Raw genomic sequence first — 21,452 nt, 5'->3', positions numbered from 1 at the left:
GGGAAAGTAGTATACCCGAACACGACGAGCGCCACAAACTTTCATTCTCCGTCTCCACTCCAGGCCATGACAAACATAAGGAGTGAGAAAATAGCCCCTTTTGGGTAAATGTTTTTGACGCAAATCAAGCGCTTGTCATTTAAAAAATCACACAAATTGCGCTTGATCGCAAAATCTCGTTAGAGATCATGTTCCTGGCGTTTTACTTCATGCCAGACTTCTTCCATCGCGTCGAGGTCAATCCCGCTCATTTCCAGACCGCGCGAGGCCACAATCCGCTCAACTTCGCGAAAGCGTCGCTCGAATTTAATGTTCGCTTTTTGCAGGGCGGTTTCCGCTTTTACACCGAGGTGGCGCGAAAGGTTGACGGTCGCAAACAGCAGATCGCCCATCTCCTCTTCCAGCTTTGCTTCATCCACAACGGCCTGCTGCGCTTCATGCATCACTTCGTCGATCTCTTCGTGCACTTTTTCCAGCACCGGGCCGAGAGAGTTCCAGTCAAACCCTACCGCCGAGCAGCGCTTTTGAATTTTGTGCGCGCGCATCAGCGCGGGAAGGTTCAGGGGAATGTCGTCCAGCGCCGAGTGCTGGGATTTTTCAGCGCGTTCGGCGCTTTTTATCTGCTCCCAGCGCGCCAGCACTTCCGCACTGTTGCCTGCGGAGGCATCGCCAAAAATATGCGGATGACGACGCTCCAGCTTGTCGCTGATAGCGGCGCAGATATCGTCAAAGTTAAAGCGCCCCTCTTCCTGCGCCATCTGCGCGTAGAACACAACCTGGAACAGCAGGTCGCCCAGCTCACCGCGCAGGTCGTCGAAATCTTCGCGCGAAATCGCGTCCAGCACTTCGTAGGTCTCTTCCAGCGTGTAAGGCGCAATGGTGGCGAAAGTCTGCTCTTTATCCCACGGGCAGCCGTTTTCCGGGTCGCGCAGGCGTTTCATGATGCCAAGCAGGCGGTCGATTTGAGTCATAACAGATTCCATTAAATGCCTGAGCCGGGTGGCGGCGTTGCCTTACCCGGCCTACAGAAGAGGATGTTTAGCCGCCGTGCAGACGACGCGCGTCAATCACATCCGGCACCTGATTCAGTTTGCCGAGTACGCGGCCCAGCACCTGAAGGTTATAGATTTCGATAGTCATATCGATGGTGGCAAGCTGCTCGCGGGTATCGCTGCGGCTGGCAACGCCCAGCACGTTGACCTTCTCGTTGGCGAGAATGGTGGTGATGTCGCGCAGCAGGCCGCTGCGGTCGTTGGCAGTGACGCGCACCACCAGCGAGTAACCCGCCGAGTAGCTCTCCCCCCAGACGGCTTCCACGATACGTTCCGGCGCATGCGATTGCAGCTCTGCAAGCTGATCGCAGTCGGAGCGGTGAATCGAGATCCCACGCCCCTGGGTGATAAAGCCGACAATATCGTCTCCCGGGATCGGCTGGCAGCAGCGGGCAATATGGTGCATGAGGTTACCCACCCCTTCAACCACCACGCGGCCATTGTCCTTGCTGCGCTGCTGCGGAGCGTAGGTTTTCTGCTGGAGCTGTTTCAGCGCCGCCGCATCCTGCTCCGCTGCGCTTGGCTTGTTGAACTGCGCTTGCAGGAAGTTCACCATCTGGTTCAGGCGGATATCGCCGCCACCAATCGCCGCTAACAGTTCGTCGAGCTCGTTGAAGTTGTAGCGTGGCAGCAGGAACTTCTCCGCCTCTTTCAGGCTTATCCCGATATGTTCCAGCTCGTCGTCCAGGATCTGACGACCGGCAAGGATGTTCTTGTCACGATCCTGCTTGCGGAACCAGGCGTGGATTTTAGAGCGCCCACGGCTGGTGGTAACGTAACCGAGGTTCGGATTCAGCCAGTCGCGGCTTGGGTTTGGCTGCTTCTGGGTGATGATTTCAATCTGATCGCCCATCTGGAGCTGGTAGGTAAACGGTACGATACGTCCGCCGATCTTCGCCCCGATGCAACGGTGCCCCACATCGCTGTGGATGTGGTAGGCGAAATCGAGCGGCGTGGAGCCTGCCGGCAAATCAACAACATCCCCTTTCGGGGTAAAGACGTAGACGCGATCGTCGAAGACCTGACTGCGCACTTCGTCGAGCATTTCGCCGGAGTCGGCCATCTCTTCCTGCCACGCAATCAGCTTACGCAGCCAGGCGATACGGTCCTCGTGACCGGAGCGACCGCCGCCGGAGGTACCCTCTTTGTATTTCCAGTGCGCCGCCACGCCCAGCTCGGCGTCTTCGTGCATCTGTTTGGTACGGATCTGAATTTCCACCGTTTTGCCGCCAGGGCCGAGCACCACGGTATGAATAGACTGATAGCCGTTTGGTTTGGGATTGGCGACGTAGTCATCGAACTCATCCGGCAGATGGCGGAAGTGAGTATGCACTATCCCCAGCGCGGCATAGCAGTCCTGGAGACGCTCTGCCACGATACGTACGGCGCGCACGTCAAACAGCTCGTCAAAGGCGAGATGTTTCTTCTGCATTTTGCGCCAGATGCTGTAGATGTGCTTTGGACGCCCGTAGACCTCGGCGCGCACATTCTCCTCTTTCATCGACTGGCGCAGCCCGCTGACAAATTCCTCGATATAGTGCTCGCGGTCAATGCGGCGTTCGTGCAGCAATTTTGCAATGCGTTTGTATTCCGCCGGATGCAGATAGCGGAAGCAGTAATCTTCCAGCTCCCACTTCAGTTGCCCGATACCGAGACGGTTCGCCAGCGGCGCATAGATATTCGTACACTCTTTAGCGGCCAGGACGCGCTCGTCTTCCGGCGCATCCTTCACTTCACGCAGATGGGCAACCCGTTCGGCCAGCTTGATCACCACGCAGCGGAAATCATCTACCATCGCCAGCAGCATGCGACGGACGTTATCCACCTGCTCGGAAGAGACAGAGTCCGTTTGCGCGGCTTTAAGCTGACGAATGGCTGCCATGTCACGCACGCCGTGGATAAGCGCCACGACGGACTGGCCGACGCTTTCACGCAGGACGTCTTCCGTCACCACGTCGGCGTCCGCCAGGGGGAACAGCAGTGCGGCCTGTAGCGTTTCGATATCCATGTTCAGCATGGAGAGAATTTCAACCATCTCCACGCCGCGCCACAACAGCAGTTCAGCGTCCGGATGCCCCTGCGTTGTGCGTAAACAATAGGCCCAGGTTTCGGTTAAGCGTTCACACGACTGCTGGCTGGAAATCCCCAGACTTGCGATCCATTTTTGAGGGTCAAACTCACCAGCTTTATTTAAATGTGCACTTCTTACCGCAACCATCGTCCTCTCCTTTAGGGACAAGGGCCTGTCGAAGTCGACAAGCCAAACTCATTAGATGTGCTCGAACAACACCATCGATTCCAGATGACCAGTGTGCGGGAACATGTCCAGCATTGCCAGACGTCGAATCTGGTAACCCCCGCTCAATAATGCTTCGCTGTCACGGGCAAGCGTCGCCGGGTTACAGGAAACATAGACCACGCGTTCAGGCGCGAGTTTAATTATATGCTGCATCACGCCCGGCGCACCTGCGCGCGCCGGGTCGAGCAGGATCTTATCAAAGCCCTGCTTAGCCCACGGTTGCTGAGTAACATCATCCTCAAGATTTTGATGAAAGAATGTCACATTTTGCAAGCCGTTCTGTTGGGCGTTTTCCTGGCCTTTCACCACCAGCGCCTCAACGCCTTCCACCCCGACCACGCTTGCTGCTTTGCGGGCCAGCGGCAGGGTAAAGTTCCCCATACCGCAGAACAGATCGAGCACCCGGTCAGTGGGCTGTACGTCCAGCCACGCCAGCGCGTTCGCCACCATCTGCTGGTTCACGCCGTCGTTAACCTGGATAAAATCCCGCGGGCTGAACGTTAAGCGTAGCCCGTCTGACGCATACCAGGGCGCTTCTCCGCTGACCTGCTCAAGTATCTCGCTTTGCGGCGCGAGGAAAAGCGCAAGCTCATGAGAATGCGAAAAGCGTTCCAGTTTTTCGCGATCCGCCTTTGACAGCGGCGCGGTGTGGCGCAGTACCATCAGCGGGCCACTGTTGGCCAGCACCAGTTCGACATGGCCCAGCGAACGCACGCCATCCAGCGATGCAAGACAGTGGTGCACGTCCGGGAGCAACGCCTCAAGATGGGGCACCAAAACAGGGCACTGCGTGACAGAGACGATATCGCTGGAGCCGGCTTTGCGAAAACCCATCTCCAGCCGCTCGGTTTTGGACTGGTAGCTGAGGCTCAGGCGAGCGCGGCGACGGTAGCCCCAGGGCCGATCGGCAATGATGTCATTCACGTCGTGTCCGACCAGGCGGGCCAGCGCGCTGCTTTTACTTTTTTGCTGTAATTCTGTGCTGGCATGCTGTTGCTGGCAGCCACCGCAGACGCCAAAATGGGGGCAGCGAGGCATCACGCGCTCCGGGCTATCATTAAGACGGCGCTTGACCTGACCGCGCGCATACTGACGTTTTTCTTCCGTCAGCGTAATATCTGCGCGTTCTCCTGGCAGCAAACCTGCGATAAACAGTGTCTTACCCTTGTGACGCGCCACCCCCTGTCCAAAAGGATCGAGGTCCGTGGCTTCAACAGTTATGATCTGACGCGTCGTCACGCGTCGTTTTGCAGAGTAGAATTGCGCCATCGCCGAGATTGTTCTCAAATAAACATAATTAGCCTGATTGTCCCATAACGGAACTCCATGACCAACTACAGCCTGCGCGCGCGCATGATGATTTTGATCCTCGCTCCTACCGTTCTCATCGGTTTGCTGCTGAGCATTTTCTTTGTGGTGCATCGCTATAACGATTTGCAGAGACAACTTGAAGATGCCGGGGCCAGCATTATCGAACCGCTGGCCGTCTCCAGCGAGTACGGTATGAACCTGCAAAACCGTGAATCCATTGGTCAGTTAATCAGCGTGCTGCACCGCCGTCATTCAGAGATTGTGCGCGCCATTTCCGTTTACGATGAGCATAACCGTCTGTTCGTCACCTCGAATTTCCATCTGGATCCCACGTCGCTGAAAATCCCGGATGGTACCCCCTTCCCGCGTCACCTTACGGTGTTGCGGCGCGGCGATATCATGATCCTGCGCACGCCGATTATCTCCGAAAGCTATTCACCCGATGAATCCGCCCAGTCCGATGCGAAGTCCAGCAATAATATGCTGGGATATGTGGCGCTGGAGCTGGATCTTAAGTCGGTACGGCTCCAGCAGTACAAAGAAATATTCATCTCCGGCGTGATGATGCTGTTCTGTATCGGCATCGCGCTGATCTTCGGCTGGCGACTGATGCGCGACGTCACGGGGCCTATCCGCAACATGGTGAATACCGTTGACCGGATCCGCCGGGGTCAGCTCGACAGCCGCGTGGAAGGCTTTATGCTCGGCGAGCTGGATATGCTGAAAAATGGCATCAACTCAATGGCGATGTCGCTGGCGGCTTATCACGAAGAGATGCAGCACAACGTTGACCAGGCCACCTCTGACCTGCGCGAAACGCTGGAGCAGATGGAGATCCAGAACGTGGAGCTGGATCTGGCGAAAAAACGTGCGCAGGAGGCGGCACGTATTAAGTCTGAGTTCCTGGCGAACATGTCGCACGAGCTGCGCACGCCGCTGAACGGGGTGATTGGCTTCACCCGTCTGACGCTCAAAAGCGAGCTGAACCCGACCCAGCGTGACCATCTGCATACCATTGAACGCTCAGCCAACAACCTGCTGACCATTATTAACGACGTACTGGACTTCTCGAAGCTGGAAGCGGGCAAGCTGATTCTGGAGAGTATTCCCTTCCCGCTGCGCAGCACGCTGGATGACGTGGTCACGCTTCTTGCCCACTCATCGCATGATAAGGGTCTGGAACTGACGCTCAATATTAAAAATGATGTGCCGGATAACGTCATTGGCGACCCGCTGCGCCTGCAACAGGTCATTACCAATCTGGTGGGCAACGCGATTAAGTTCACCGAGAGCGGCAACATCGACATTCTGGTCGAAAAAAGGGCGCTCAGTAATAACAAAGTCCAGATTGAAGTGCAGATCCGGGATACCGGCATCGGTATTCCCGAGCGCGATCAGACGCGTCTGTTCCAGGCTTTCCGCCAGGCCGATGCGAGCATTTCCCGTCGTCACGGCGGAACGGGCCTGGGGCTGGTGATCACCCAAAAGCTGGTGAAAGAGATGGGAGGCGATATCTCCTTCCACAGCCAGCCTAACCGGGGCTCAACCTTCTGGTTCCATATCAACCTTGATCTTAACCCGAACGTGCAGACCGACGGCCCGGTCACCGGCTGCCTGAAAGGGATGCGTCTGGCCTATGTGGAACCGAACGCCGCGGCGGCGCAGTGTACGCTGGATGTATTAAGCAGCACGCCGCTGGAGGTCATCTACAGCCCGACCTTCTCCGCGCTGGCTAACGATCATTACGATATCCTGTTGTTGGGGATTCCGGTGACGTTTACCGGAGAACTGACCATGCAGCAGGAACGCCTGGCGAAGGCGGCCTCAATGACGGACTACCTGCTGCTGGCGCTGCCGTGCCACGCCCAAATCAACGCCGAAGAGCTGAAAAACGACGGAGCGGCGGCGTGTCTGCTGAAACCCCTCACCGCCACACGGCTGTTACCTGCGCTGACCGAATATTGCCGTCTGACGCATCAGTCCCTGCCGCTGGAAAACGACGAACATAAGCTGCCGATGACGGTGATGGCCGTGGACGATAACCCGGCGAACCTGAAGCTGATTGGCGTGCTGCTTGAGGATCAGGTTCAGCATGTTGAGCTGTGTACCAGCGGCGCCGAAGCCGTGGAACAAGCCAAACAGATGCAGTTCGACCTGATCCTGATGGATATTCAGATGCCGGGCATGGATGGCATCCGCGCCTGCGAGTTGATTCGCCAGCTTCCGCACCAGCAGCAGACGCCGGTGATTGCCGTGACGGCGCACGCGATGGCGGGGCAAAAGGAGAAACTGCTGGGTGCGGGCATGAACGATTATCTGGCGAAACCGATCGACGAAGAGAAGCTGCACAGCCTGCTGCTGCGCTACAAGCCGGGGCACATTGGCGGGACATACACCATTACAGCTGAATCGCCGGAGATCAGCGTTAACCAGAATGCCACGTTTGACTGGCAACTGGCGCTGCGCCAGGCGGCGGGCAAACCCGATCTGGCCCGCGATATGCTGCAAATGCTGGTGGACTTCCTGCCTGAGATCCGTAACAAGGTTGAAGAACAGCTGGTGGGTGAAAACCCCGAAGGACTGCTGGAAGCCATTCATAAACTGCATGGCAGCTGCGGCTACAGCGGCGTACCGCGGTTGAAAAATCTCTGCCAGTTGCTTGAACAGCAGCTCCGCGCGGGTACGCCAGAATCCGATCTCGAACCGGAGTTCCTGGAGCTGCTGGACGAGATGGACAACGTGACGCGGGAAGCAATGAAGGTGTTGGGGAGCTAAGACCAAAGCCCGGTGGCGCTTCGCTTACCGGGCCTACAGGAGCACGAACGTTAACGCGACATCCCCTGCCCCATCTTTATCACCGCCGCAATATTCCTTGCGGCCATCTGTACATTCTGTTGCGCATTTTCCAGCGCATCCTCCAGCGAGCAGATGGTGTAGATCACGCTGAATACGGCATCCAGTCCATGCTCATGCACCACGCCAACATCCGCCGTCAGGCTGCCGGCAATGCCGATAACCGGCTTGTTATAGCGTTTCGCGACTCTCGCCACGCCAACGGGCACTTTGCCGTGGATCGTCTGGCTGTCGATACGCCCTTCGCCCGTGATCACCAGATCGGCGTCCGCGACCTGTTCATCAAGATGCAGGGCATCGGTGACAATCTCAATCCCCTGACGGAGCTGTGCGCCGCAAAATGCATACAGCGCCGCCCCCATTCCGCCAGCCGCACCGCCGCCCGCCAGGTTTAAGACGTCAATATCCAGATCCCGGGCGATAATTTTTGCGTAATGCGCCAGCGCGTTGTCCAGCGTCCTGACCATCTCCGGCGTCGCCCCTTTCTGCGGACCAAATACCGCAGAAGCGCCAGCTTCGCCGATCAGGGGGTTGGTCACATCGCAGGCCACTTCAATTCGACAGTCTGCCAGCCGCTTATCCAGCCCGCTAAGATCGATATGCGCAAGGCTTGCCAGTTCGCCGCCGCCCGGCCCTACGGGCTGCGCTTTCGCATCCAGCAGTTTTACGCCCAGCGCCTGCACCATGCCTGCGCCACCGTCATTGGTCGCGCTGCCTCCAATGCCAATAATGATATGCTTAACGCCCGCATCCAGCGCATGACGGATCAGTTCCCCGGTTCCCCAGGAGGTGGTGATTAACGGGTTACGCTTTGCCGGAGCAACAAGCTCCAGACCGCTCGCTGCCGCCATCTCGATAAAGGCGCTTTTCCCGTCTCCGGATAACCCGAAAAACCCTTCCACGCGTTCACCCAAAGGCCCGGTAATGGGAACATGGACAAGACGCCCATGCGTGGCTGCCACCATCGCTTCCACCGTCCCTTCGCCACCATCGGCAACCGGTAATTTGACATAGTCCGCTGACGGGAAAATGTCGCGAAAACCGACCTCTATCGCTGTCGCCACCTCCAGCGCGCTCAAGCTTTCCTTATACGAGTCCGGAGCGATAACAATTTTCATAAGCCATCCTTACGCATGTTAGTTACGTTAAGCATACACCACGTAAGGGACCACCCATGGGAGCGGTCCCAATGTGCTTATCGTACCATGCACGGACGTTTATTGTCGAATGTCCACTCTGGGATCAGGTATTGCATCGCCAGCGCGTCATCACGCGCACCCAGGCCGTGTTTCTGGTACAGCTCATGTGCTTTCATGACCTGGTCCATATCCAGCTCTACGCCCAGACCCGGCGTAGCAGGAACCTGTACCATACCGCCTTTGATTTCAAACGGCTGTTTGGTCAGGCGCTGGTTGCCCTCCTGCCAGATCCAGTGGGTGTCGATGGCGGTAATGTTGCCCGGCGCGGCAGCCGCCACGTGGGTGAACATCGCCAGCGAGATGTCGAAGTGGTTGTTGGAGTGCGAGCCCCAGGTCAGGCCGAACTCATGGCACATCTGCGCCACGCGAACCGAGCCCTGCATCGTCCAGAAGTGCGGGTCTGCCAGCGGAATGTCCACCGATTGCAGCGAGAGCGTGTGCCCCATCTGACGCCAGTCGGTCGCGATCATGTTGGTGGCGGTTGGCAGCCCGGTGGCGCGACGGAACTCCGCCATCACTTCACGTCCGGAGAACCCCTGCTCTGCACCGCACGGATCTTCCGCATAGGCCAGCACGCCTTTAAGCTGCTTACCGATTTTTATCGCCTCATCAAGCGACCAGGCACCGTTCGGATCCAGCGTGACGCGCGCCTGCGGGAAGCGCTTCGCCAGCGCGGCGATCGCCTCTGCTTCTTCTTCACCCGCCAGTACACCGCCTTTCAGCTTGAAGTCATTAAAGCCATATTTTTCATACGCGGCTTCCGCCAGGCGCACTACCGCGTCCGGGGTCATCGCTTCATCGTGACGCACACGATACCAGTCGCATTTTTCGTCCGGCTGGCTCTGGTACGGCAGCGGGGTGAGTTTGCGGTTGCCGATAAAGAACAGGTAGCCGAGCATTTCCACTTCGCTGCGCTGTTGGCCGTCGCCCAGCAGGGAGGCGACATTGACGCCAAGATGCTGGCCCAGCAGATCCAGCATCGCGGCTTCAATGCCCGTGACCACATGGATAGTGGTGCGCAGATCAAACGTTTGCACACCACGGCCACCCGCATCACGATCGGCAAAGGTCGTACGCACGCGAGTCAGCACATTTTTGTACTCGCCCAGCGTTTTACCCACCACCAGCGGAATGGCGTCCTCCAGCGTTTTACGGATCTTCTCCCCGCCCGGGATTTCACCGACACCGGTATGCCCTGAGTTGTCCTTGATCACCACAATATTACGGGTGAAGAACGGCGCATGGGCGCCGCTCAGGTTCATCAGCATGCTGTCATGTCCCGCGACAGGAATGATCTGCATGGAGGTGACTACAGGGGTAGAAAATGTGCTCATCGTTCGATCCTTTTATCAGTGACGTCCAAATACAGGGCGCTTACGGTCAAATGTCCAGCCGGGGATAAGGTACTGCATCGGGCCTGCGTCGTTGCGCGCGCCGCCCGGCAGTTTTTTATACGCTTCATGCGCCTTGTGGATCTGATCCCAGTCAAGCTCCACGCCCAGCCCCGGCGCATCCGGTACGGCAATGGTGCCGTTTTTGATTTCAAGTGGATTTTTGGTCAGGCGCGCTTCGCCTTCCTGCCAGATCCAGTGCGTATCGATGGCGGTCGGGTTGCCCGGCGCCGCCGCGCCAACGTGGGTAAACATCGCCAGCGAAATGTCGAAATGGTTATTGGAGTGGCAGCCCCAGGTGAGCCCCCAGTCATCGCACAGCTGCGCCACGCGCACCGCGCCGGAAAGGGTCCAGAAGTGCGGGTCCGCCAGCGGTATGTCCACCGCATTCAGCATCACCGCATGGCCCATTTCACGCCAGTTGGTGGCGATCATGTTGGTCGCAACCGGCAGCCCGGTAGCGCGGCGGAATTCGGCCATCACCTCGCGGCCAGAAAATCCCTGCTCGGCGCCGCACGGATCTTCCGCGTAGGTCAGCACGTCGCCCAGCCCTTTGCACAGCGCGATAGCTTCATCCAGCTGCCAGGCGCCGTTCGGATCGACGGTGATGCGTGCCTCCGGGAAGCGTTTTTTCAACGCGCGCACGCTGTCAATCTCCTGCTCGCCGGGCAGAACGCCGCCTTTCAGCTTGAAGTCTTTGAAGCCGTAGCGATCCTGCGCCGCCTCTGCAAGGCGTACCACCGCCTCGCCAGAGAGCGCCTCCTGATGACGCAGGTGATACCACTCGTGGCTGCCCGGCGAGCGTTCCAGATACGGCAGATCGGTTTTCGTCCGGTCGCCAACGTAGAACAGATAGCCCAGCACCGTTACCGCATTACGCTGTTTGCCTGGCCCCAGCAGTTCGCAGACCGGCACGTTCAGCGCCTTGCCCAGTAAATCGAGGAGAGCCGCCTCCAGCGCCGCCACCGCGTTAACGCGCAGTTCAAACGTCCAGGCGCCTTTGCCGAAGGTATCAAAATCCGCCGACTGGTTGCCCTTATGCACCCGCTGAACCACCTTGTTCAGGCGGGCGACCTCCTGCCCAACCACCTGCGGGATGGCGTCGACCAGCGTCTGGTAAATCACCTCTCCGCCAGGCGCTTCCCCGACGCCGGTATTCCCTGCGCTGTCGGTCAGCACCACAATGTTGCGGGTGAACCAGGCGTTATGCGCGCCACCAATGTTGAGCAGCATGCTGTCCTGCCCCGCCACCGGAATGACCTTCATCTCCGTCACGATCGGGCTTGATTGCGTTGTCATCATCCGCGCTCCCCAACAGGTTTCAGTTCGATTCGTTTGATGTCACCCACCAGCACCAGATAACTGAGTACCGCCACCAGCGCATGGACGCCTACATAAATCAGCGCGCCGTTGAAGGAGCCAGTGGTGCCGACGATGTAACCGATAGCGATTGGGGTGACAATGCCGGAAATGTTGCCAAACATGTTGAACAGACCGCCGCTCAGGCCGCTGATCTCTTTCGGCGCGGTATCTGCCATCACCGCCCAGCCCAGTGCGCCAATGCCTTTACCGAAGAAGGCCATCGCCATAAAGCCGATAATCATCCACTCCGCGCTGACGTAGTTACAGAACACCATGGTCATGGAGAGCAGCATGCCGAGTACGATTGGCGTTTTACGCGCAATATTCAGCGAACCGGTACGACGCATCAGCCAGTCGGAGATGACCCCGCCAAGCACCCCGCCCACGAAGCCGCAGATGGCCGGCACGGAGGCGACAAACCCCGCCTTCAGAATCGACATCCCGCGTGCCTGCACCAGGTAAACCGGGAACCAGGTGATAAAGAAGTAGGTTAAGGCGTTAATGCAGTACTGGCCGAGATAGATACCGATCATCATTCGTGAGCCGACGAGCTGTTTGATCTGCCCCCATTTCTGGCTGAACGGAACTTTAGCTTTCTGGGTTTTCTGATCCATGTTGATCAGCGCCCCACCTTCAGCAATGTAGTCCAGCTCTTTCTTGTTCACGCCCGGATGCTGGTTTGGTTCGTGGATCACTTTCAGCCAGATGAAGCTGATGACGATCCCCAGCCCGCCCATGAAGAAGAAGACGTGCGACCAGCCCACTTCGTGCGTCAGCCAGCCCATGATTGGCGCGAAAATAACCGTCGCAAAGTATTGCGCCGAGTTAAAGATGGCTACCGCCGTTCCCCTCTCCTGCGCCGGGAACCAGGCGGCCACAATACGGCTGTTGCCAGGGAATGATGGCGCTTCCGCTAAGCCCACCAGGAAGCGGAGGGTAAAGAGCGCAATGATAATGCCGAAGCCGCTGAAGATATCCACGAAGCCCTGTAACAGGGTAAACATCGACCAGATGAAAATGGACCAGAAATAGACCCGTTTTGAACCAAAGCGGTCCAGCAGCCAGCCGCCAGGGATTTGGCCGATTACGTAGGCCCATGAAAATGCGGAGAAAACATAACCCATACCTACCGGATCAAGTCCGATGTCCTTTGCCATCTCAGAGCCGGCAATGGATAACGTGGCACGGTCGCCGTAGTTGAAAGAGGTGACGATAAACAGCATCACCACTATCCAGTAGCGGGCGTTGGTGCGCTTCTCAGCGCTGCTCGCCGCGTGGCTTAATGTACTCATTGTTGCACTCCTGAAACATAGCTTTCGCCTGGTTCATTCTGTACAGCACCTGTAGGGTAATCAGAATGAGAGATTTGTGTTTGGTTTTGGTACGGCCAGAAGCCGTTTTATAGTGACGGGAAAAGTATATGAAGGAGTGCCTCTTCACCTCACCGTGCAAAAACACAGTATTGAAGGGCGTGAGGGAGGTTGTTTAGGGCATAAGCCCAGAGGAGTGGAAGGTGGTTCACGGAAATGGCGTTTGGGGCGGGGTGTAATGCCGGGTGGCGGCTACGCCTGACCCGGCCTGGCGTTTGTATAGTACAGGGTTAGTTCAGGAGCGTTGCCCAGTGTTCAACCCAGGGATTTGACTCGCTTTCTGGCTCAGGGTGTTCACCCGCATCAATCAGCAACATCTCTCCGACGCGCTGAGCGCTCTGTTCCTGCAACAGCGCGTCGAACTGTTTACCGCCGCCGCAGAAATTAGCGTAAGAGCTATCGCCGAGGGCGATGATGCCATAGTGAACATCTGGCTGATAGCCGAGCTGGTCTTTAATGCCCTGGAAAAGCGGGACGATGCTGTCCGGCAGATCGCCCTGCCCGGTGGTGGAGGTCACCACCAGGATGTATTTATCTTTATACTTTTCCCATTCCGCCAGCTCCGGATCTTCATAGACCGTTGCTTTATGGCCCTGGTTTACAAGGATTGCTTCCGCTTCCTCCGCCACCAGCAGCGAGTTGCCGTACATCGTGCCGACAAAAATGCCTACTTCAGCCATGCTTTGCTCCCGTAATTATTGCGCTTGCTGTTCATCCTGAACGTTGCCTGCGGCAAACTCAACCCTTTCATTTTCGGCGAGTTGTCCCAGCCAGCCAAACTGTGACAACGCCTGCATCCAGACCTCGTCCAGCCCCGCGCGAATAGTCAGCGGTTCGCCGGTAAACGGGTGCGTCAGGCGTAGCTCGCTGGCGTGCAGCATCAGCCGGTTACAGCCAAAGTGCTCGGCCGCGCTGCGGTTCTGGCGCAGATCGCCGTGCTTGCTGTCGCCGATAATTGGGTGGCGCAGATGTGCAAGATGGCGGCGAAGCTGGTGCTTGCGCCCGGTTTTGGGCAAAAGCTCAACCAGACTGTATCGCGTGGTCGGAAATTTGCTGGTCGCCACCGGCAGTTCTGTGGCCGCCATACCGCGATAGTCGGTCACCGCAGGCTGCGGGCCTTTATCTTCGCGGGCAAATTTATCGGCAATTTTATCCAGTTCCTCCACCAGCGGATAATCAAGCGTGGCGGAATCCGTCAGCCAGCCACGCACGATGGCGTGGTAGCGCTTTTGCATCTGGTGCTGCTCAAACTGCTGCGAAAGCAGTCGACCCGCCTCACTGGAAAGCCCCATCAGCAGAACGCCAGAGGTTGGCCGATCCAGACGATGAGCAGTAAAGACGTGCTGACCGATCTGATCGCGCACGGTTTGCATGACCACGACTTTCTCATCGCGATCGAGCCAGCTACGGTGCACCAGCCAGCCGGACGGTTTATTCACCGCCACTAACCACTCATCCTGATAAAGGATCTCAAGCGTCATGCATCGTCACCGGCGAAAAGCGCATCGAGCTTTTCCAGCTCCACCAGCATCATGGCACGCGCCGGGTGGGTCGCTTCCAGCGCCATTTCGTAATAGGGAGAGACGGCAAAAGACGCGGGCAACGCGTGACCACCTTCCAGTAGCGCGTGCATACGCGGAATTAAGACCCACTGGAGCCACTCGAACGGGGCCAGCGTATCCAGACAAAACGGTTGGGTGCTGGCGAACGCGTCTGGCTGCGGCGCGTTATCCTGCCACAGCTGATGGTGGCGCATAAGGGCTTCGATGGCGTGCAACTGCGCACGAACGTTGTCATGATGCGACATATATACCTCAACTGAAAAACGGAATGGCGCGAAGCATAGCATTGCGGACGACAGAAATAAAAAAAGGGAGCACTGTAAAAACAGTGCTCCCGGTTCGTTTCGCAGCATTCCAGCTACAATACGTGCTCCCTGCTCATCCGTGACAACTTTTCCTGATGCCCGAAGGCCTGGTCATCCATTTACCTTTTGCTTCCTGCTCACATCGTCCTGATGTGTAGGTTTCATCCTGAAACGTCCTGGCCATCCTGACCCACCGACCATACTGACCGGCTCTCGTTCTCCTTCCTGGAGGTGTCCCTTACGCATCCTGCGTGATCCACTTTGCTTCATCCTGAAGCCTTCCTGCGGCGTCATCCTGACGTGTCCCTGGTAAGAAACGCCATCATCCTGATGTTCGTTTCTCGTGTCGGCATCCTGTCGACACAGATAGAATCCGCTATTCTGCTTCGTCTTACAACCCACCTTGTAAGCAATGTAAGCCAGGCGAAACGGGGGATTTCCTTTCAGAAAAACACTAACCTGTTGAAAGAAAAGTTAATATTAATCTGAAATTCCTAAGGCAACGCTAACTGTTTCGGCGATGTCTCACAGAGCGTGTAAGAGATCTCTCACACGTCCAGTAGCATCATGGATTACAGAAGCGGCTTAATTTGGGTAAGAAAATCCGCAAGTGAAGGCGCGAGAACGTCGCGATTGCGGGTGCCGAGCGTCTCTTTGATGACCTCGCCAGACAGGTTGCAGACAGAAATGACGTCCAGTTCACTGTCGAGCGTCGCAATAAAAAGAGTCGGAGAGAGCTTAAGGCGTTTTTGCGTGACCAGGTGACCAATGAGGTTTTCCTGAACGCGTTGCAGATCGTCTTCGCTCCAGGTTTGCAGCAGCGTCAACGGCTGTCCTGCAAAACATGCAGTCATATCCCCGGCAAACTGCGTGGTATAAAATGCATGAAGCGCAGGTTGTATCACAATGTCTATCGCGCGTTCAACCGCATTTACATTCTGCTCGCCCGTGAACGGTTTCGGTTGCCAGATAACGTAATCATCCTGCGAAGCGATAATGCACGGTGACGGCACGCCATATAAGTCAGTACTTTGCGGCCACGTCCCCCGCTTTTCATGCCAGGCATCGCAATAGCGGGACGTGAAGGACGTCAGGGCATTTGCAGTTTCGATATCCACCGATTTCTCTCTTCTTGTAAGACAGGATAAACTCAGCCCATAAGTGTACCTGTAAAGTGGCTATGAAACATGTCTTACGAAAATCATCAGGCGTTAACGGGCTTAACGCTGGGTAAATCGACCGATTACCGCGACACCTACGATGCAAGCCTGTTGCAGGGCGTGCCGCGCAGTCTGAACCGCGATCCGCTCGGGCTGCACGCTGACGCGCTGCCGTTTGTCGGCGGCGACATCTGGACGCTGTACGAACTCTCCTGGCTGAATGCGCGCGGTCTGCCGCAGGTGGCCGTGGGCCACGTCGAGCTGGATTATGCCAGCGTAAACCTGGTCGAATCCAAGAGCTTTAAGCTCTATCTCAACAGCTTTAACCAGACCAAATTCAACAGCTGGGACGAGGTGCAACAGACGCTTGAACGTGATTTAAGCGCGTGCGCGCAGGGGAACGTAACCGTCTCGTTATACCGTCTGCATGAGCTGGAAGGACAGCCTGTCGCCCATTTCCACGGCACCTGCATCGACGATCAGGACATTGAGGTGGAAAGCTATGAATTTAGCACCGACTACCTGGAAAACGCGGCGGGCGGAAAAGTGGTCAACGAGACGCTGGTCAGCCATCTGCTGAAATCCAACTGCCTTATCACCCATCAGCCGGACTGGGGCTCGGTACAGATCCAGTACCGCGGCCCGCAGATTGACCGTGAAAAGCTGCTGCGTTACCTGGTGTCATTCCGTCATCACAACGAATTCCACGAGCAGTGCGTGGAGCGCATCTTCAACGACATCCAGCGTTTCTGCCAGCCCGAAAAGCTGAGCGTTTACGCCCGCTACACCCGTCGCGGCGGTCTGGATATCAATCCGTGGCGCACCAATACCGATTTTGTGCCTGCCACCGGACGGCTGGTGCGCCAGTAAGATAAATATTTTCACAATATGCGGGCGGTATTCCGCCCGAAGTGTTGTGAAACGTCATAAGCCAGGGCTATTGTAATCAACAGGGAAAGACGATAATCGTCCCATAAGGAGCTCACTTGATTACACATATTAGCCCGCTTGGCTCTATGGATATGTTGTCGCAGCTGGAAGTGGACATGCTTAAACGCACCGCCAGTAGCGACCTTTATCAACTGTTTCGTAACTGTTCACTTGCCGTACTGAACTCCGGAAGCCTGACCGACAACAGTAAAGAGCTGCTGTCCCGCTTCGAAAGTTTTGATATCAACGTGCTGCGCCGCGAGCGCGGGGTGAAGCTGGAAGTGATCAACCCGCCGGAAGACGCTTTTGTCGACGGGCGTATTATTCGCTCACTTCAGGCCAACCTGTTTGCCGTGCTGCGCGACATCCTGTTTGTTAACGGACAAATCAGCAACGCCGGTCGTTTCCAGCATCTTGACCTGGAAAGTTCCGTTCATATCACCAACCTGGTCTTCTCTATTCTGCGTAACGCCCGTGCCCTGCACGTGGGTGAAGCGCCGAACATGGTCGTCTGCTGGGGTGGTCACTCCATTAACGAAACCGAATACCTGTATGCCCGCCGCGTTGGGACGCAGCTCGGCCTGCGCGAACTGAATATCTGTACCGGTTGCGGTCCTGGTGCGATGGAAGCGCCGATGAAAGGCGCGGCAGTAGGACACGCGCAGCAACGCTATAAAGAAGGCCGTTTTATCGGCATGACCGAGCCGTCGATCATCGCCGCTGAGCCGCCTAACCCGCTGGTTAACGAACTGATTATTATGCCGGATATCGAAAAACGTCTTGAGGCGTTTGTCCGTATCGCGCACGGCATCATCATCTTCCCGGGCGGCGTAGGTACGGCGGAAGAGCTGCTTTATCTGCTCGGGATCCTGATGAACCCGGCCAACAAAGATCAGGTTCTGCCGCTGATCCTGACCGGCCCGAAAGAGAGCGCCGACTATTTCCGCGTGCTGGACGAGTTTATCGTGCATACGCTGGGCGAAGACGCGCGCCGTCACTACCGCATTATTATTGACGATGCCGCAGAAGTGGCCCGTCAGATGAAAAAAGCGATGCCGCTGGTGAAAGAGAATCGTCGTGATACCGGGGATGCCTACAGCTTTAACTGGTCCATCCGTATCGCACCGGATCTTCAGATCCCCTTCGAGCCGTCGCATGAGAACATGGCGAACCTTAAACTCTATCCGGATCAGCCGGTGGAAGTGCTGGCTGCCGACCTGCGTCGCGCCTTCTCTGGCATCGTGGCGGGGAACGTGAAAGAGGTGGGAATACGCGCAATTGAAGAGTTTGGCCCGTATAAGATCCACGGTGACCCGGAGATGATGCGCCGCATGGATGACATGTTGCAGGGCTTTGTCGCTCAGCACCGCATGAAGCTTCCGGGCTCTGCCTATATTCCGTGTTACGAAATCATCAAGTAAAGCGACATTTCTCTCCTCTCAAGCCGGATCGTCATCCGGCTTTTTTATTCGTGATGCAATTCATAGCGATCTTCAATGTTATTAACAAATCTGACGCCTGCGCAAACGATTACCTCGTTTTTGAAACCGTAAATAATCAGCCTTAATCGAAATTACCCGCCAGAAAATCCTAAAATCCCATTTCTTTACAGCGAAAGACACCTATATCGCGGGTCGACCTTTTCGAAAACATGTCGTTAATGGTAGCCTTCGCGCCCGTAAATTCTCTTTGATGTTTTTTTAACAGATAAATGGTCTAAAGATACCCACATCACAAGTGGATTATTGCATTTGGGATCGCGATCACTGATAGATTCATAACTAGAATGTATCTTTCCGCCCGCCAATAGTTACGGGCAAAAATTATTAAAAAACCGTCACTGAACGAATTTCATATTACCGTCAGGCACTTTTTCATCGGATTTGACTAAAAACCTGACAATTTGCTTCCTCCAGGAGATACAGATGGAAACCACTCAAACCAGCACCGTTGCTTCGATTGAATCCCGAAGCGCCTGGCGCAAAACGGATACCATGTGGATGCTTGGCCTGTACGGCACAGCAATCGGCGCTGGTGTACTGTTCCTTCCTATCAACGCAGGTGTCGGCGGTATGATCCCGCTGATCATCATGGCTCTCATCGCCTTCCCGATGACCTTCTTTGCACACCGCGGCCTGACCCGCTTCGTGCTGTCCGGTAAAAACCCGGGCGAAGACATCACTGAAGTCGTTGAAGAACACTTCGGCGTCGGCGCAGGTAAGCTGATTACACTGCTCTACTTCTTCGCGATTTACCCGATTCTGCTGGTGTACAGCGTTGCTATCACCAACACCGTTGAAAGCTTTATGATGCACCAGCTTCAGATGACCCCGCCGCCGCGTGCGATTCTGTCCCTGATCCTGATCGTCGGTATGATGACCATCGTGCGCTTCGGCGAGCAGATGATTGTGAAAGCGATGAGCGTGCTGGTGTTCCCGTTTGTTGCGGCCCTGATGGTGCTGGCTCTGTACCTGATCCCACAGTGGAACGGCGCTGCGCTGGAAACCCTGTCTCTGAGCAGCGCATCCACGACCGGCAACGGTCTGCTGCTGACCCTGTGGCTGGCGATCCCGGTGATGGTGTTCTCCTTCAACCACTCGCCAATCATCTCTTCCTTCGCAGTAGCGAAGCGTGAAGAGTACGGCAATGGCGCTGAGAAGAAGTGCTCCAGCATCCTGGCTCGCGCGCACATCATGATGGTACTGACCGTCATGTTCTTCGTGTTCAGCTGCGTGCTGAGCCTCTCCCCGGCGGATCTGGCGGCGGCGAAAGAGCAGAACATCTCTATTCTGTCTTACCTGGCAAACCACTTTAACGCACCGCTGATTGCGTGGATGGCGCCGATCATCGCAATTATCGCCATCACCAAATCCTTCCTGGGCCACTACCTGGGCGCACGTGAAGGCTTCAACGGCATGGTGATTAAATCTCTGCGCGGTAAAGGCAAGACCATTGAAATCAACCGACTGAACAAAATCACTGCGCTGTTCATGCTGGTGACCACCTGGGCGGTAGCCACCCTGAACCCAAGCATTCTGGGCATGATTGAAACCCTTGGCGGCCCGATTATCGCGATGATCCTGTTCCTGATGCCGATGTACGCGATTCAGAAAGTGCCTGCGATGCGTAAATACAGCGGCCATATCAGCAACGTGTTCGTTGTTGTGATGGGCCTGATTGCCATCTCCGCTATTTTCTACTCGCTGTTCAGCTAATACCTCCTGCGCCGTCTGCGGACGGCGCACTTCTCCCCTCTGACTGAAGCAATGGACGCATCATGATTAGCGTATTCGATATCTTCAAAATCGGTATTGGTCCTTCCAGCTCTCACACCGTCGGACCAATGAAAGCCGGTAAACAATTCACGGATGACTTGATTGCACGCGGCATTTTGCACGACATCACCCGCGTGGTTGTCGATGTATATGGTTCCCTTTCCCTGACCGGTAAAGGCCACCATACCGATATTGCCATTATCATGGGGCTGGCGGGTAATCTGCCGGATACCGTTGATATTGATGCAATACCTGGCTTTATCCAGGACGTGAACACCCACGGTCGTTTGCTGCTGGCGAACGGCGAGCATGAGGTTGAATTCCCGGTTGATCACTGCATGAATTTCCATGCGGATAACCTGTCGCTGCACGAAAACGGCATGCGCATTACCGCGCTGGCCGGTGACAAAGCGGTTTACAGCCAGACGTATTACTCCATCGGCGGCGGGTTTATCGTCGACGAGGACCATTTTGGTCAAAGCACTAATTCTGCCGTTGACGTGCCGTACCCGTACAAAAACGCGGCCGACTTACAGCGTCACTGCCAGAAGACAGGGCTTTCTCTCTCCGGCCTGATGATGAAAAACGAGCTGGCCCTGCACAGCAAAGAGGAGCTGGAACAGCACTTCGCTAACGTCTGGGAAGTGATGCGCAGCGGCATTGAGCGCGGGATCACCACCGAAGGCGTGCTGCCGGGTAAACTGCGTGTTCCGCGTCGTGCGGCTGCGCTGCGCCGCATGCTGGTCAGCACCGACAAAACCACCACCGACCCGATGGCCGTCGTCGACTGGATCAACATGTTCGCGCTGGCGGTGAACGAAGAGAACGCCGCGGGTGGCCGCGTCGTCACCGCGCCAACCAACGGGGCGTGCGGCATTGTTCCGGCAGTCCTGGCGTATTACGACAAGTTTATCCGCGAAGTGAACGCAAACTCACTCGCGCGCTACCTGCTTGTCGCCAGTGCGATTGGCTCACTGTACAAGATGAACGCCTCAATTTCCGGCGCGGAAGTGGGCTGTCAGGGTGAAGTGGGCGTAGCCTGCTCTATGGCGGCGGCGGGTCTGGCCGAATTGCTGGGCGCAAGCCCTGCGCAGGTTTGTATTGCGGCGGAAATCGGCATGGAACATAACCTGGGGCTGACCTGCGATCCGGTCGGCGGACAGGTCCAGGTGCCATGCATCGAGCGTAACGCCATCGCCTCGGTGAAAGCGGTGAACGCGGCCCGTATGGCGCTGCGTCGTACCAGCGAACCGCGCGTCTGCCTCGACAAGGTTATCGAAACCATGTACGAAACCGGTAAAGATATGAACGCCAAATACCGCGAAACCTCCCGCGGTGGCCTGGCGATGAAGATCGTCACCTGCGATTAAGCCTCTCAGGAAG

General features: G+C 56.4%; 16 protein-coding genes. 5 read left to right on the top strand and 11 right to left on the bottom strand.

Annotation, left to right across the window (positions count from 1 at the left end; translation table 11 throughout):
* Positions 1-179: 179 nt before the first annotated feature.
* The 3 genes from mazG to rlmD form a co-directional block, all read right to left on the bottom strand.
* Entirely contained in the window at positions 180-971 is a 792-nt protein-coding gene (gene mazG / locus ACOTWU_RS06495; protein ID WP_126498807.1) for a nucleoside triphosphate pyrophosphohydrolase, read from the bottom strand.
* A 67-nt stretch (positions 972-1,038) separates the two neighbouring features.
* Entirely contained in the window at positions 1,039-3,270 is a 2,232-nt protein-coding gene (gene relA, locus ACOTWU_RS06490; RefSeq protein ID WP_003862722.1) for a GTP diphosphokinase, read from the bottom strand.
* Between the two features lie 51 nt (positions 3,271-3,321).
* The gene (gene rlmD, locus ACOTWU_RS06485) at positions 3,322-4,620 is read right to left on the bottom strand and encodes a 23S rRNA (uracil(1939)-C(5))-methyltransferase RlmD (protein WP_126498806.1); all 1,299 of its coding nucleotides are present in this window, start codon (positions 4,618-4,620) and stop codon (positions 3,322-3,324) included.
* 57 nt (positions 4,621-4,677) lie between these two features.
* Between rlmD and barA the strand changes: the two genes are divergently transcribed.
* Positions 4,678-7,437: a two-component sensor histidine kinase BarA gene (barA, locus tag ACOTWU_RS06480; RefSeq protein WP_003862726.1), complete on the top strand. Its 2,760-nt coding sequence runs from the start codon at positions 4,678-4,680 to the stop codon at positions 7,435-7,437.
* A gap of 50 nt (positions 7,438-7,487) precedes the next feature.
* Here barA and ACOTWU_RS06475 read toward each other — a convergent pair whose 3' ends face one another.
* The 8 genes from ACOTWU_RS06475 to syd all read right to left on the bottom strand — a co-directional run bounded on the left by ACOTWU_RS06475 (position 7,488) and on the right by syd (position 15,822).
* Positions 7,488-8,633 (bottom strand): glycerate kinase, encoded by a 1,146-nt coding sequence (locus tag ACOTWU_RS06475; protein ID WP_040118044.1) that lies wholly within the window; start codon positions 8,631-8,633, stop codon positions 7,488-7,490.
* A 77-nt stretch (positions 8,634-8,710) separates the two neighbouring features.
* The gene (gene gudD, locus ACOTWU_RS06470) at positions 8,711-10,048 is read right to left on the bottom strand and encodes a glucarate dehydratase (RefSeq protein ID WP_045338400.1); all 1,338 of its coding nucleotides are present in this window, start codon (positions 10,046-10,048) and stop codon (positions 8,711-8,713) included.
* Between the two features lie 15 nt (positions 10,049-10,063).
* Positions 10,064-11,404 (bottom strand): enolase C-terminal domain-like protein, encoded by a 1,341-nt coding sequence (locus ACOTWU_RS06465; RefSeq protein ID WP_126498838.1) that lies wholly within the window; start codon positions 11,402-11,404, stop codon positions 10,064-10,066.
* Entirely contained in the window at positions 11,404-12,759 is a 1,356-nt protein-coding gene (gene gudP, locus ACOTWU_RS06460; RefSeq protein WP_003862734.1) for a galactarate/glucarate/glycerate transporter GudP, read from the bottom strand. Before gudP ends, ACOTWU_RS06465 begins: the two co-directional genes overlap by 1 nt.
* A gap of 308 nt (positions 12,760-13,067) precedes the next feature.
* The gene (locus ACOTWU_RS06455) at positions 13,068-13,517 is read right to left on the bottom strand and encodes a flavodoxin (protein ID WP_047741222.1); all 450 of its coding nucleotides are present in this window, start codon (positions 13,515-13,517) and stop codon (positions 13,068-13,070) included.
* A 15-nt stretch (positions 13,518-13,532) separates the two neighbouring features.
* On the bottom strand, positions 13,533-14,318 hold the full coding sequence (gene truC / locus ACOTWU_RS06450; protein ID WP_252049356.1) for a tRNA pseudouridine(65) synthase TruC: 786 nt from the start codon (positions 14,316-14,318) through the stop codon (positions 13,533-13,535).
* The gene (locus ACOTWU_RS06445; protein ID WP_045347787.1) at positions 14,315-14,644 is read right to left on the bottom strand and encodes a YqcC family protein; all 330 of its coding nucleotides are present in this window, start codon (positions 14,642-14,644) and stop codon (positions 14,315-14,317) included. Before ACOTWU_RS06445 ends, truC begins: the two co-directional genes overlap by 4 nt.
* 632 nt (positions 14,645-15,276) lie before the next feature.
* Positions 15,277-15,822, bottom strand: a complete 546-nt coding sequence (gene syd, locus ACOTWU_RS06440; protein ID WP_126498804.1) for a SecY-interacting protein — start codon at positions 15,820-15,822, stop codon at positions 15,277-15,279.
* A gap of 69 nt (positions 15,823-15,891) precedes the next feature.
* Here syd and queF point away from each other — a divergent pair, with 69 nt between their 5' ends.
* The 4 genes from queF to ACOTWU_RS06420 all read left to right on the top strand — a co-directional run bounded on the left by queF (position 15,892) and on the right by ACOTWU_RS06420 (position 21,439).
* Positions 15,892-16,734 (top strand): NADPH-dependent 7-cyano-7-deazaguanine reductase QueF, encoded by an 843-nt coding sequence (gene queF / locus ACOTWU_RS06435; RefSeq protein ID WP_015571734.1) that lies wholly within the window; start codon positions 15,892-15,894, stop codon positions 16,732-16,734.
* Positions 16,735-16,850: 116 nt separating this feature from the next.
* Positions 16,851-18,215 (top strand): nucleotide 5'-monophosphate nucleosidase PpnN, encoded by a 1,365-nt coding sequence (ppnN, locus tag ACOTWU_RS06430; RefSeq protein WP_003862748.1) that lies wholly within the window; start codon positions 16,851-16,853, stop codon positions 18,213-18,215.
* A gap of 504 nt (positions 18,216-18,719) precedes the next feature.
* Entirely contained in the window at positions 18,720-20,009 is a 1,290-nt protein-coding gene (locus ACOTWU_RS06425) for an HAAAP family serine/threonine permease (protein ID WP_045907382.1), read from the top strand.
* Between the two features lie 62 nt (positions 20,010-20,071).
* Entirely contained in the window at positions 20,072-21,439 is a 1,368-nt protein-coding gene (locus ACOTWU_RS06420; protein ID WP_126498803.1) for an L-serine ammonia-lyase, read from the top strand.
* Positions 21,440-21,452: the final 13 nt, after the last annotated feature.

The organism is Enterobacter cloacae complex sp. GYL001 (assembly GCF_049237125.1).
GTDB lineage: Bacteria > Pseudomonadota > Gammaproteobacteria > Enterobacterales > Enterobacteriaceae > Enterobacter > Enterobacter hormaechei_C.
This window is presented reverse-complemented; position numbering and strand designations above follow the sequence as displayed.

What these genes read in the sequence shown, in the direction of transcription:
- ACOTWU_RS06455 (WP_047741222.1), bottom strand. Translation starts at nt 13,517, where the DNA reads ATGGCTGAAGTAGGCATTTTTGTCGGCACGATGTACGGCAACTCGCTG.
- gudP (WP_003862734.1), bottom strand. Translation starts at nt 12,759, where the DNA reads ATGAGTACATTAAGCCACGCGGCGAGCAGCGCTGAGAAGCGCACCAAC.
- ACOTWU_RS06465 (WP_126498838.1), bottom strand. Translation starts at nt 11,404, where the DNA reads ATGACAACGCAATCAAGCCCGATCGTGACGGAGATGAAGGTCATTCCG.
- ACOTWU_RS06425 (WP_045907382.1), top strand. Translation starts at nt 18,720, where the DNA reads ATGGAAACCACTCAAACCAGCACCGTTGCTTCGATTGAATCCCGAAGC.
- ACOTWU_RS06445 (WP_045347787.1), bottom strand. Translation starts at nt 14,644, where the DNA reads ATGTCGCATCATGACAACGTTCGTGCGCAGTTGCACGCCATCGAAGCC.
- ACOTWU_RS06475 (WP_040118044.1), bottom strand. Translation starts at nt 8,633, where the DNA reads ATGAAAATTGTTATCGCTCCGGACTCGTATAAGGAAAGCTTGAGCGCG.
- queF (WP_015571734.1), top strand. Translation starts at nt 15,892, where the DNA reads ATGTCTTACGAAAATCATCAGGCGTTAACGGGCTTAACGCTGGGTAAA.
- rlmD (WP_126498806.1), bottom strand. Translation starts at nt 4,620, where the DNA reads ATGGCGCAATTCTACTCTGCAAAACGACGCGTGACGACGCGTCAGATC.
- mazG (WP_126498807.1), bottom strand. Translation starts at nt 971, where the DNA reads ATGACTCAAATCGACCGCCTGCTTGGCATCATGAAACGCCTGCGCGAC.
- gudD (WP_045338400.1), bottom strand. Translation starts at nt 10,048, where the DNA reads ATGAGCACATTTTCTACCCCTGTAGTCACCTCCATGCAGATCATTCCT.
- ACOTWU_RS06420 (WP_126498803.1), top strand. Translation starts at nt 20,072, where the DNA reads ATGATTAGCGTATTCGATATCTTCAAAATCGGTATTGGTCCTTCCAGC.
- relA (WP_003862722.1), bottom strand. Translation starts at nt 3,270, where the DNA reads ATGGTTGCGGTAAGAAGTGCACATTTAAATAAAGCTGGTGAGTTTGAC.
- truC (WP_252049356.1), bottom strand. Translation starts at nt 14,318, where the DNA reads ATGACGCTTGAGATCCTTTATCAGGATGAGTGGTTAGTGGCGGTGAAT.
- barA (WP_003862726.1), top strand. Translation starts at nt 4,678, where the DNA reads ATGACCAACTACAGCCTGCGCGCGCGCATGATGATTTTGATCCTCGCT.